General features: G+C 72.6%; 15 protein-coding genes. 7 read left to right on the top strand and 8 right to left on the bottom strand.

The features are described 5' to 3' along the window. Nucleotides 1–189 precede the first annotated feature (189 nt). From D0D15_RS34090 to D0D15_RS34080, 3 genes are read right to left on the bottom strand one after another with little or no spacing between them, the layout of a single operon-like run. On the bottom strand, nt 190–819 hold the full coding sequence (locus D0D15_RS34090) for an anti-sigma factor family protein (protein WP_115945043.1): 630 nt from the start codon (nt 817–819) through the stop codon (nt 190–192). Then, nucleotides 816–1,301: a sigma-70 family RNA polymerase sigma factor gene (locus tag D0D15_RS34085; protein ID WP_233157463.1), complete on the bottom strand. Its 486-nt coding sequence runs from the start codon at nt 1,299–1,301 to the stop codon at nt 816–818. The genes D0D15_RS34090 and D0D15_RS34085 overlap by 4 nt, the downstream gene beginning before the upstream one ends. Before the next feature lie 23 nt (nt 1,302–1,324). Next, nucleotides 1,325–1,714 carry a hypothetical protein gene (locus D0D15_RS34080; protein ID WP_094008036.1) on the bottom strand — a complete coding sequence of 130 codons (390 nt, stop codon included), beginning with the start codon at nt 1,712–1,714 and terminating at the stop codon, nt 1,325–1,327. Between the two features lie 114 nt (nt 1,715–1,828). Between D0D15_RS34080 and D0D15_RS34075 the strand changes: the two genes are divergently transcribed. Continuing rightward, entirely contained in the window at nt 1,829–2,278 is a 450-nt protein-coding gene (locus D0D15_RS34075; protein ID WP_233157461.1) for a Rieske (2Fe-2S) protein, read from the top strand. Here D0D15_RS34075 and D0D15_RS34070 read toward each other — a convergent pair. Next, entirely contained in the window at nt 2,275–2,727 is a 453-nt protein-coding gene (locus D0D15_RS34070; protein ID WP_094008034.1) for a PTS sugar transporter subunit IIA, read from the bottom strand. The genes D0D15_RS34075 and D0D15_RS34070 overlap by 4 nt on opposite strands. After that, nucleotides 2,724–3,032 carry a PTS sugar transporter subunit IIB gene (locus tag D0D15_RS34065; protein ID WP_255407950.1) on the bottom strand — a complete coding sequence of 103 codons (309 nt, stop codon included), beginning with the start codon at nt 3,030–3,032 and terminating at the stop codon, nt 2,724–2,726. The genes D0D15_RS34070 and D0D15_RS34065 overlap by 4 nt, the downstream gene beginning before the upstream one ends. Before the next feature lie 91 nt (nt 3,033–3,123). Here D0D15_RS34065 and D0D15_RS34060 point away from each other — a divergent pair, with 91 nt between their 5' ends. The 6 genes from D0D15_RS34060 (at nt 3,124) to D0D15_RS34035 (ending at nt 7,940) form a co-directional block, all read left to right on the top strand. Beyond that, nucleotides 3,124–3,891: a GntR family transcriptional regulator gene (locus tag D0D15_RS34060; RefSeq protein ID WP_094008032.1), complete on the top strand. Its 768-nt coding sequence runs from the start codon at nt 3,124–3,126 to the stop codon at nt 3,889–3,891. A gap of 41 nt (nt 3,892–3,932) precedes the next feature. After that, nucleotides 3,933–5,123 carry a PTS transporter subunit EIIC gene (locus D0D15_RS34055; RefSeq protein WP_094008031.1) on the top strand — a complete coding sequence of 397 codons (1,191 nt, stop codon included), beginning with the start codon at nt 3,933–3,935 and terminating at the stop codon, nt 5,121–5,123. 13 nt (nt 5,124–5,136) lie between these two features. Continuing rightward, the gene (locus D0D15_RS34050; protein WP_115945042.1) at nt 5,137–5,403 is read left to right on the top strand and encodes an HPr family phosphocarrier protein; all 267 of its coding nucleotides are present in this window, start codon (nt 5,137–5,139) and stop codon (nt 5,401–5,403) included. Between the two features lie 52 nt (nt 5,404–5,455). After that, nucleotides 5,456–6,274, top strand: coding sequence for a serine hydrolase domain-containing protein (locus D0D15_RS34045; protein WP_094008029.1), 819 nt, complete (start codon nt 5,456–5,458; stop codon nt 6,272–6,274). A 146-nt stretch (nt 6,275–6,420) separates the two neighbouring features. After that, complete coding sequence (locus tag D0D15_RS34040; protein ID WP_094008028.1) at nt 6,421–7,116, top strand: S1 family peptidase; 696 nt, start codon at nt 6,421–6,423, stop codon at nt 7,114–7,116. Between the two features lie 2 nt (nt 7,117–7,118). Continuing rightward, nucleotides 7,119–7,940: a S1 family peptidase gene (locus D0D15_RS34035; RefSeq protein ID WP_094008027.1), complete on the top strand. Its 822-nt coding sequence runs from the start codon at nt 7,119–7,121 to the stop codon at nt 7,938–7,940. Nucleotides 7,941–7,979: 39 nt separating this feature from the next. On the opposite strand, the gene D0D15_RS34030 is transcribed toward D0D15_RS34035, so the two are convergent. From D0D15_RS34030 to mltG, 3 genes are read right to left on the bottom strand one after another with little or no spacing between them, the layout of a single operon-like run. Next, nucleotides 7,980–8,921: a D-2-hydroxyacid dehydrogenase family protein gene (locus tag D0D15_RS34030; protein ID WP_094008040.1), complete on the bottom strand. Its 942-nt coding sequence runs from the start codon at nt 8,919–8,921 to the stop codon at nt 7,980–7,982. 10 nt (nt 8,922–8,931) lie between these two features. Next, complete coding sequence (locus tag D0D15_RS34025; RefSeq protein ID WP_255407949.1) at nt 8,932–9,771, bottom strand: shikimate dehydrogenase; 840 nt, start codon at nt 9,769–9,771, stop codon at nt 8,932–8,934. A gap of 4 nt (nt 9,772–9,775) precedes the next feature. Continuing rightward, nucleotides 9,776–11,143 (bottom strand): endolytic transglycosylase MltG, encoded by a 1,368-nt coding sequence (mltG, locus tag D0D15_RS34020; RefSeq protein WP_094008025.1) that lies wholly within the window; start codon nt 11,141–11,143, stop codon nt 9,776–9,778. Nucleotides 11,144–11,311 lie beyond the last annotated feature (168 nt).

Here is an 11,311-nt window from a genome sequence, read left to right as displayed (position 1 = left end):
CCGGCTACTGACCCGCCTGGCCTTCGGGTTCAAACACGCCGACGCCCTGATCTCCCTCGCACTCCTCGCGCTCGGCGGCTACCGCCCCGAACTACCTGACCGCACCCACACATAGATCAACAGAGCCCAAAAAAAAGGGGGCCCAACCACCGCCCGCCGCGCCCGGCAAAGGGGGGCACAACCAAACCCTCACGGCTGCCACCGCAGCAGCGGCACCCCGCTCGTCGTGCGGATTTCCAGCGCCTTGATCTCCTCGGGCGGCAGGTCGGTGCCCACCGAGATCCGCGCGTCCCGGTCCGGGGCGGCGTTCCAGGTCGCCAGCTCGAACTCCGAGCCGTCCGCCCGCACGGCCACCAGCAGGTACCCCGCGCCCTGGTAGGCGCCCCGGTAGCTGCACGACATGTCCACCCGGCTACCGCCCGACACCTCGGCCACCGCGGCCGTCGCCTGGACCGGGTAGGCGCCCAGGGGCGTCATCGCTGTCCCACCACCGGCATCCGGCTGCGGTGCGAAGATCGCCACCAGCACCGCCGCCGCCGCGGCCACCGCCACCCCGAACGTCGTCAGCACCCGCCGGCGCCGCGCGCGCCGCACCCCGCGCAGCAGCGCCGGCAGCACCCGGTCCGGCGGCGGCTCCGCCTCGACCATGTCCGGCGTCACCTGCGACAACAGCCCGGTCAGGCCGGTCAGCTCGGCCACCGCGCGGGAACACGCCGCACACCCTCGCAGGTGCGCCTCGTAGGCGGCGCGGTCCTCCGGTGAGAGGGCGCCCAGCACATACGCCGCGTCGTAGGGCACGAACTCGTCGGGCTCGGTCACCGGGTCACCCCCTTCTCCTCCAGCGCGAGCTTCAGCGCCCGCAGCGCGTAGTGCGTCCGGGACTTGACCGTCCCGGCGGAAATCCCGAGCCGCGCGGCCGCGTCGGCGACCGAGAAACCCTGGAAGTAACACAGCAGCAGCACCTCGCGGTGCGCCGCGGACAACTCCTTCAACGCCTCCACCACCAGCCAGCCCTGCAGCGCCCGGTCGGTGTCGTCCGGCGTGGCCAGCTCGGGCGGCGAAGCGGTGGTCACCTCCGACCGGTGGGCGGCCGACCGCCAGTCGTCGATCGCGATGCGGCGCGCCACCGTGAACAGCCACGCCCGCGCCGACCCCCGCGTCTGGTCCAGCACCCGGGGATGCTTCCACGCCCGCAGCAGCGTCTCCTGCACGACGTCCTCGGCGCGGGCCCGGTCCCCGCCGGTCAGGCGCAGCGCGTAGGACCAGAGGGCGGCCGCGTGGTCGTCGTGCAGCGCCCGCATCAACTGGTCTTCCGCGCCGCCGGTCACGCCGGCACGCTCTGCTTCCGCCGCACCCGCTGCGCGAACAGCAACGCCACGCCGAACACGACGCACCCGGCCTCGGTGACCACGCCCCAGGTCTCGGCGGACGTGGCGAACTGCTCCCGCACGCCGAACAGCCCGCCGGGCGTCAGCGAGATCAGGTACGCGCCCAGCGTCACGGCGCCGAACCCGATCGCGGCCAGCACCGGCAGCCAGTGGTGCCAGAACAGCACGGCCAGCGCGATGACCACCCCGGCGACGACGTTGACCAGGAACAACGGCCCGATCACGTCGATCGAGTCGAAGCCCTCGTTGGCCCACAGGTCCCAGTGCACCCACGCGGATCCGAGCAGCCCGAGGACCACCAGGATCCGCAACAGCCACGCGACCATGACCCGACCTCCTCCACCGGCGATCCTTGCACCGTTCACCACGGGGCGGAACGCGATCGGGTTCAATCCGCCGCCGGATTGAACCGGCCGAGGCCCTCGGTCGTGTCACCGGGCATGACTGCTCACTCACCCACCCGCCGTACCGTCCTGACGACCGGGGTCGCCGTGGCCGGCGCCGCCGCGGGCACCGTGGTCCTGACCGCCTGCGGTGGCGGCGACAGCGGCACGTCCGGAAGCAGCCAGAACACCGGCCCGGCCCCGGCCGCCCCGTCCGGCACCACCGTCGCGGCGCTCAACGACGTCCCGGTCGGCCAGGCCAAGTCGGTCACGGTCGACGGCAAGCCGGCCATCCTCGCCCGCCCCACCGACACCACCGCGGCCTGCTTCAGCGCCGTGTGCCCGCACCAGGGCGCGACGGTGGCCCCCGAAGGCGACGCGATCAAGTGCCCGCTGCACGGCTCGGAGTTCGACACCCTGACCGGCGCGCTGGAGAAGGGCCCGGCGGAGACCGGCCTGACCCCGATCCCGGTCAAGGTCGAGGGGCAGAACGTGGTGACGGCTTAGTCCCAGGCGAAGAGCTGCTCGCCGGCGTCGACGGTGCCGCCGGTGAGCACCCCGGACAGCGCCGCGGCGTCCGCATCGAGCGCCACCACCGGCACCACCGGTGAGTACCCCGCCGCGGCGACCGCGTCCGGGTCCCAGCTGATCAGCGGCTGCCCGGCGCGCACCGACTCGCCCTTCACGACGTGCAGCGTGAAGCCCTCGCCCTTCTGCTTGACCGTGTCGATGCCCAGGTGCACCAGCACCCCCTGACCACCCTCGGTCGCGACGACGAACGCGTGCGGGTGCAGCGTCACCACCGTCCCGTCGACCGGGCTGAGCGCGTCCTGCCGCCCGCCCGCGGGCAGCACCGCGACCCCGGGACCGACCATCGACTGCGCGAACACCGGGTCGGGCACCTCGGACATGGGCGTGACGCGGCCCGGCACCGGGCTCTGCACGGTCAGGCTCACATCAGGTCCTGGATGTCGCTGGCGATGGTGTCCGCCTCGGGGCCGACGACGACCTGCACCACCGAGCCCATCTTCATCACGCCGTGCGCGCCGGCCGCCTTGAGCGCGGCCTCGTCCACCAGCGAGCCGTCCTCGAGCTCGCACCGCAGCCGCGTGATGCAGCCTTCGATCTCGACGACGTTGTCCGCGCCGCCCAGTGCCGCGAGGATCTGTTCCGGCCTGTCGTCCGCCACGGCGGCCTCCTTCTCTGCTTGCCGAACACGAACCCGTAACGGTGGTTGACACCCGCCCGGGTAGCGGAGCATTCTGCCCCATCAAGAAATGGTCTAGACCGGAACGTACCAATTCCCGGCGTCCGGTGCGACCCCGGAAACCAACCCGAAACCTGGAGGTGGCATGGCGCAGACCGCGACCACCGCCGACCGCGTGGTGGACGGGCCGACGCCGAAACACGCGCAGCTGCGGGAGATCCTGCGGCGCAGCATCGAGCGCGAGCTGCCGCCGGGGTCGCCGATCCCGTCCGAGCGCGAGCTGGCCGAGCGCTACCAGGTGTCCCGGCTGACGGTCCGCTCCGCGATCGGCAAGCTCGTCGAGGAGGGCCTGCTCACCCGCGCCCGCGGCAAGGGCACCTTCACCGCCACGCGGCGCATGGAGCTGCAGCTCTACCTGATGTCGTTCACCGACGACATGCGCCGCCGCGGCCTCACCCCGGCCACCGAGCTGCTGCACTGCGGCCTGGAGAACCCACCGGTGGAGACCGCCGGCGCTCTCGGGCTGGGCCCGCGCGAACCGGCCTACCGGCTGGTGCGCCGCCGCCGCGCGGACGGCACCCCGCTGGCCGTCGAGCGCGGCTGGTACCACCCGGGCCGGGTGCCCGGGCTGCCGGATCTGGACCTGACCTCCTCGCTGTACGCGCAACTCGCGCAGCACTACGACCTCCGCTTGGACCACGCCCGCCAGACGGTGTGGTCGGAAGCGGCGGACCGGGAGACCGCGCGGCTGCTCGGCATCCGCACCGGCGACCCGCTCCTGGTCTTCCGCCGGGTCTCCAGCGCGTCCGGAGTCCCCGTGGAGGACATGACCTCGTGGTACCGGGGCGACCGGTACCAGGTGTCCATGCAACTCGATCGCACAGTCCCCGCCGAACACGGAGGTAACCCGTGAGCGCCACCGTCGCAGATGGAACCAAGGGCAAAGGCAGGGGGATGGCGGGGCTGCAGCGCTTCGGCCGCAGCCTCATGCTTCCCATCGCCACCCTGCCCGCCGCCGGCCTGCTGAGCCGGCTCGGGCAGGACGACCTGCTCGGCAAGGACGGCCTCGGCTGGGACAAGGTCGCCGCCGTGCTCGCCGCGGCCGGTGGTGGCCTGTTCGACTGGCTGCCGCTGCTGTTCGCGGTCGGCATCGCCGTCGGCTTCGCGCGCAAGGGGGACGGCTCGACCGGGGTCGCCGCCGTGGTCGGGTTCGTGGTGTTCAACAAGGTCGTGCAGGTGTTCGCGCCGGTCAGCGACCTGGAGGGCTTCAAGGAGGGCTGGTACCTGCAGCCGATCAAGTGGCCCTACAGCGTGCTCGGCGGCATCGTGGTCGGCCTGGTCACCGCGGTGCTGTGGCAGCGGTTCCACCGCGTGAAGCTGCCGCCCTACCTGGCGTTCTTCGGCGGCCGCCGGTTCGTGCCGATCGTCAACTCGCTGGTGCTGCTGCTGATCGGCGTCGTGTTCGGGCTGGTCTTCCCGGCCGTGGACAACGCGATGCAGTGGCTCGGTGACGCGGTGACCGGCAACGCCGTCGTGGGCGGCGGGATCTACGGCCTGCTCAACCGGCTGCTGCTGCCGATCGGCCTGCACCAGCTGATCAACGTGCCGGTGTGGTTCATCTTCGACGGCGGCGACATCACCAACTTCTTCAACGGCGACCCCAACGCCGGCGCCTTCACCACCGGCTTCTTCCCGATCTTCATGTTCGCGCTGCCCGCCGCCGCGCTGGCGATCTGGCAGACCGCGCGGCCGGGTCAGCGCAAGGTCGTCGGCGGCATCATGATCGCCGGTGCGTTCACCTCGTTCCTGACCGGCGTGACCGAGCCGATCGAGTTCGCGTTCATGTTCGTCGCGTGGCCGCTGTACCTGATCCACGCCGTGCTGACCGGCCTGTCTCTGGCGATCTGCAACGCGCTGGACATCCACCTCGGGTTCTCGTTCTCGGCCGGGTTCATCGACTTCGCGCTGAACTCCTCGGCGCCGGCGGCGAACCGGGCGTGGCTGCTGATCCCGATCGGCCTGGTCTACGCGGCCATCTACTACTTCCTGTTCCGGTGGGTGATCACGAAGTGGAACCTGCGCACGCCGGGCCGGGAGGACGACGCCGAACAGCCCGCCGCCGACGCCGGCACGCCCAGCAAGTGAGGAAAGGGACGACATGCCGCAACGACGTGTGACGGTCGCCAGCAAGGTGGGCCTGCACGCCCGCCCCGCCGCCCTGGTCGCCAAGACGGCGGCCGCGCAGGCGGTGCCGGTGACGATCGCCAAGGACGGCGCCGACCCGGTGCCGGCCGGGAGCCTGCTCAGCCTGATGACGCTGGCCGCGGGCCACGGTGACGAGGTGGTCATCGCCGCCGAGGGCGACGGGGCGGAGGTCGCGGTGGACGCGGTCGCCGAACTGGTCGCCAGCGACCTCGACGCCTGATCCGGCGGCGGCTGTCCCCGGCGCGGGACAGCCGCCGTTTAGGCTTTGCGGTATGCGGAGCCTGGAGCGGATCGATCAGTGGCCTGCCCCGCACGCGGCGGCGGCCGTGGTGCGGGCGGACGGAACGGTGGCGGGCAGCCACGGCGACACCGCGCGCACGTTCCGGCTGGCCTCGGTGACCAAGCTGCTCACGGCGTACGCGGCGCTGATCGCCGTCGAGGAGGGCGTGGTCGAGCTGGACACGCCCGCCGGGCCGGAGGGCGCGACGATCCGGCACCTGCTCGCGCACACCGCGGGCCTCGGCTTCGACTCCGACCGCGTGATGGCCCCGCCCGGCACGCGGCGCATGTACTCCAACGCCGGCTTCCAGGTCCTCGGCGACGCGCTGGCCGAGCACTCCGGCATCCCGTTCGCCGAGTACCTGTCGGAGGCCGTGCTCGCCCCGCTGGGCATGACGTCGACCCGGCTGGCGGGCTCCCCCGGCGCGGGCGGGGTGTCCAGCGTGGACGACCTGGTGCGGTTCGCGGCCGAGCTGCAGGCGCCGAAGCTGCTCGACCCGGCCACCCTGCGCGCGGCGACCACCGTCGCCTTCCCCGGGCTGAGCGGGGTGCTGCCCGGGCTCGGGCACCAGAAGCCCAACGACTGGGGGCTGGGCTTCGAGATCCGCGACTCGAAGAGTCCACACTGGACCGGAGCGGGCAGCTCGCCGCGGACGTTCGGGCACTTCGGCCAGTCCGGCACGTTCCTGTGGGTGGACCCGGACGCGGCCGCCGCGTGCGTCGTGCTGACGGACCTGGACTTCGGCCCCTGGGCGATCGAGGCGTGGCCGCCGTTCACCGACGCCGTGCTCGCCGAACTGCGCGCCGGGTGACCGGCCACTGGTCGTAGGCCATCCGGGTCGTTCCCGGCCACCCGATCCGCATTGACGACTTTCGTCGGGTTCTTCTCGCGCTAACTTCTGCCTGTCGCGCACATCGTCGGGCGCGAATACCTCACCCCTGCGGAGGTTTATTCGTCATGCGCATTTTCCGGTGGATTTCCACCGTTCTCGCCGCGGCCGGGATCGCCGCGGGCGGCGCCGCTCCCGCATTCGCCGCGGGACCGGCCGTCGAACCGTTCATCGTCGGGGGCAGCACCGTGTCGAGCGCGCCGTGGGCGGCGGCCGTGTTCGTCAACGGTCAGTTCAACTGCTCGGGCACCATCATCGCGTCGCGGTGGGTGCTCACCGCCAAGCACTGCCTCGGCTCGGGCATGACCGTGCGCGTCGGCAGCGTGTACCGCTCCTCCGGCGGCGTCACCGCGACCGTGACGCGCCAGGTCGCCAACCCCAGCAGCGATTTCGCCCTGCTCCAGCTCGGCACTTCGATCAGCACCACCTACGCCCGGCTGGCCGGCGCCGACCCGGCGGTCGGCAGCACGAACTCCATCTACGGCTGGGGCCGCACCAGCTACGACGGCTCCGCGGCCGAGCAGCTCAAGACCGCGACCGTGCGCAACACGCGCATCGGCGGCAGCTGCACCGACGCCTACGGCGGCCGCGCGATCTGCTCCACCGGCGTGAACGGCGTGGCCTGGAAGGGCGATTCCGGCGGCCCCCAAATGGCCAATGGCGTGCAGGTGGGCGTGGCGTCGATGGCGGACGGCAGTTCTTCGCAAATCTACGGCAGCGTCGCCGCGAACCGATCCTGGATCACTCGGACGGCGGGGGTCTGACAATGCGGAAATCACTGCGCAAAACAATCCGGCGGGCCATTCTGACGACCGCCGCGTTCGCCACCGCGCTCACCGCGGCGCTGACCCCGGCGCAGGCCGCGCAACCGGCCGGTGACACGGTCACGCCGTTCGTCGTCGGCGGCACCAACGCCACCCAGGGCCAGTTCCCGTGGATGGTGCGGCTGTCCATGGGCTGCGGCGGCGCGCTCGTCGCACCCCGGGTCGTGCTGACCGCGGCGCACTGCGTGTCCCGGACCGGCACCAACTCCAGCATCACCGCCACGATCGGCAAGGTGGACCTGCAGAGCAGCGGCGGCCAGTCGATCAAGTCGACCTACGTCTACCGCAGCCCCGCCTACGCCAGCACCGGCGCGCAGGACTGGGCGCTGATCGAACTGGCCTCCGCCCCGTCCGCGCCGACGCTGAAGTTCGCCGCGCCCGGCGACACCTCCCTCAACAGCGGCACCTTCACCATCATGGGCTGGGGCGCCACCGTCGAGGGCGGCGGCCAGTCGCGCTACCTCAAGTACGCGACCGTGCCCTACGTCAGCGACTCCACCTGCCAGCAGTCCTACGGCAGCGATCTCCAGCCGGCCTACGAGCTGTGCGCCGGCTACCCGGAGGGCGGCACGGACACCTGCCAGGGCGACTCGGGCGGCCCGATGGTCAAGAAGAACGCGGCCGGCGAGTGGGTCGAGGTCGGGATCGTGAGCTGGGGCGAAGGCTGCGCCCGGCCGGACTACCCCGGTGTCTACGCCGAGGTGCAGTCCTTCTCCAGCAACATCAGCAACCGCATCAGCTCCAGCGGCACGATCGTCCGCTGAGCCGGCCAGGGGCGCCTCTCCCCGCGGGGAGGCGCCCCGTCACAGCGTCATGACCCGCACCGGGTTGCCGTCGCGCCAGGCAGCGATGTCCTCGACCGCGTCCCGGTAGAAGATCTCGTACACCTCGCGCGTCACGTAGCCCAGGTGCGGGGTCAGGGTGGCGTTGCGCATCGCGCGCAGCGGGTGGTCGGCCGGCAGCGGCTCGATGTCGTAGACGTCCAGCGCCGCGTGGATGCGGCGCGCCCGCAGCGCGTCCAGCAGCGCCTGCTCGTCGACGATCGGGCCGCGCGAGGTGTTGACCAGCAGCGCGCCCGGCTTCATCGCGGCCAGCTCGGCCGCGCCGACGAGACCGCGGGTGCGCTTGGACAGCACCAGGTGCACCGACAGGACGTCCGCACGCGCGAACAGGTCCTCTTTGGACACCGCGGTGACGTCGTGCTCGGCGGCCCGCTCGGCGGTCAGGTTCTGGCTCCAGGCGATGGTTTCCATGCCGAACGCCTGGCCGATCTTCGCCACCCGCTGGCCGAGGTTGCCGAGCCCGAGCAGGCCGAGCGTCTTGCCGTGCAGGCCGGTGCCCACGGTGGACTGCCACGCGCCGTCGCGCATGGCGGCCAGCTCGGTCTCCAGGTGGCGGTGCGCGGCGAGGATGAGCGCCCAGGTGTGCTCGGCCGTCGGGTGCGGCAGGTAGCCGGTGCCGCACACCGTGACGCCCAGCCGCTCGGTGGCCTTGAGGTCGATGGCCGCGTTCCGGCGGCCGGTGCTGACCAGCAGCTTCAGGTCGGGCAGCCGCTCCAGCAGCTCGGCGGTGAACCGCGTGCGCTCCCGCATCGCGACGACGACCTCGGCGCCGGCCAGCCGCCGGACCAGCTCGTCGTGGTCCCCGAGGTAGGAGGTGATCACCTCGACCTCGGCTCCCAGCGCATCCCAGTCCGCGAGGCTCCGCGCGACGTCCTGATAGTCGTCCAGCACCACGATCTTCATGGTGCTCACGCTAGTCCAGGGGCAGCGGCAGGATGCCGCCCGTGGCCGCGCGCAGGGCGTCCCGCATCGCCTCGCGCGGGGCGGGCCGTCCGGTGAAGTGCTCGACCTGCCCGAACGCCTGGTGCAGCAGCATGTCCAGTCCGGTGGCGACCCGGCCGGCGGCTGCCTCGGCCAGCGGTGTGGGCCACGGGTGGTAGATCACGTCCAGCACGCACGGCGCCGCGGCCAGCTCGGCCGCGTGCTCCGCGACCGCCGCGGGCGGGACGGTGCTCACCAGCACCGCGCAGTCGGCGGCGAGCTTGCCGAAGTCCGCCGAGGCCCACCCGCGCACGTCGGCCTCGATACCGGCCCGGCCGGCCGCCTCGACGGTCTCCCGCGCCCGCGCCGGGTCGCGCACCACGAGCACCGCGCGCCGGATGCCCAGGGCCGCGAACGCCACGACGGTCGCGGCCGCCGTGCCGCCCGCGCCGAGGACCAGGCCGGTGTCCCCGCCGGTGAAGCCGCCCGCGCACCGCAGCGCCCCCGCGACCCCGTCGACGTCCGTGCAGTCGGCCAGCCACCCATCGGCGGTCCGCACCAGCGTGTTGGCCGCGCCCGCGGCCACCGCCCGTGGCGTGGCCTCGCTCGCGAAGTCCAGCGCGGCCCGCTTGCCCGGCATGGTCACCGACAGGCCGGCCCACTCCGGGCCGAGCCCGCGCACGAACCCGGGCAGCCCCTCGGCGTCCATCTCGACGCGGTCGTAGGTCCACCCGTCCAGTCCGAGCGCCGCGTACGCCGCCTGGTGCAGGACCGGCGACAGCGAGTGCGCCACCGGCTTGCCCAGCACCGCGGCCCTGCGCTCGGTAGGCACCGGCTCAGTAGGCACCGCGTTGCCTCGCCAGGGTCTTGTTCTGCTCGTGCTCGGGGAGGTCCGACGCGAAGCAGGACAGGCCGTTCTTCTCGCACTTGACGAAGTACACGTAGGTGCCCTGGGTGGGGTTGGCCGCCGCGTCGATGGCCTCCGGGCTGGGCGAGGAGATCGGCGTCGGCGGCAGCCCCGGGATCTTGTACGTGTTGTACGGGCCGGGCCGGTTGCGGTCCTCGTCGGTGGTGGTCACGACCGGCTTGTCCAGCAGGTAGTTCACCGTCGAGTCCAGCTGCAGCCGCATGTTCTGCGCGAGCCGGTTGTAGATGACCTGCCCGATGTTCTCGAAGTCCTGCTTGACGCCCTCCCGCTCGATGAGCGAGGCGACGATCAGCGTCTCGTACGGCGTGCGGCCCTGGAACTTCGACGTCGCGGCCAGCCCGGCGCTCTGGATCCGGGTGGCCGACGTCTTGAGCACGTAGGACAGCAGTTCCTCGGCCGACCAGCCGGGCTTGACGTCGTAGACCCCGGGGGCGACCAGGCCCTCGATGCGGCGGGCGTCGGTGGACCCGGAGATCACCGGCACCGCCCAGTCCGGCGCGCCCAGTGCCTTCAGGTCGGCCTTGGCCGCGGTGTCGCGCAGCTGCTCGACCGGGATGCACGTGCTCTGGCCGTTCAGCTGCGCGCAGGAGGCCTTCGACAGCAGCGAGAACACGCCGGGCGTGACCGTGCCGTCGGGCTGGGTGATGTCGTCCAGCTGGGTCCCGGCACGCACCTGCAGCACGCCGACGCGCGAGCCGTCCTGGGTCAGCCTCGCCACCGCCGCGGCGCCGGACATCTTCGTCTTCACGACGTAGTAGCCGGGCTGCAGGCTCAGCACCTTCGAGTTGTCCTCGCTGGCCTTCACGAACGCCTTCGCGCTGGCCACGACCCCGGCGCCGGCCAGTTCCTGCCCGATCGCGCCGGTCGAGTCGCCCGCGCTGATCTCGATCAGGACGTCGGACTCGCCGCTGCCCTCGTAGTCGTCGTAACCGAAGACGGCGTCGATGCCGTACCAGGCGCCGCCGCCGATGAGCGCGAGCACGACGAGCGCGACCAGCCAGCGCACCGGCTTGCGGCGGCGTTCCGGCTCGGCCGGATCGTCGTCGGCCGGCTCGATGTACTCGGGCTCGGCGCGCTCCTCGTCGGCGTTCTCCGGGTAGTCGTCGTACTCGTCGTAGTCGTAGTCGTCCTCGAGGTGGATGATCTCGGTCGGCGACTCGTCCGGCGGCGGCTGGCGCGGCCGGCGGGGACGCGGCGGCGGGGGCCGCTCGTCGAACAGATCGAGGCCGTGGTCGGCCGGCGCGGGACGGCGCACGGGCGGGCGTCGCGGCGCCATCGGCGGCGGTGCCTGCGGCGGCGCCGGCGGCGGTGGCTGGGGCGTCTCGGGGCGCGCGTGACGCGGCGCGCCGGGACGGCGTGCGGGCATGGCCCGGTCCGCTCCGACCCGCGGGAACGGCGGCGGCGGGGGCACGGGCGGACGACGCCGTCGTCCCCCGCGACGTGG

Source organism: Amycolatopsis thermalba (assembly GCF_003385215.1).
GTDB classification, from domain to species: domain Bacteria; phylum Actinomycetota; class Actinomycetes; order Mycobacteriales; family Pseudonocardiaceae; genus Amycolatopsis_E; species Amycolatopsis_E thermalba.
Note: the sequence above shows the minus strand (reverse complement) of the source record. Positions and strands in the feature narration are given on the sequence as shown.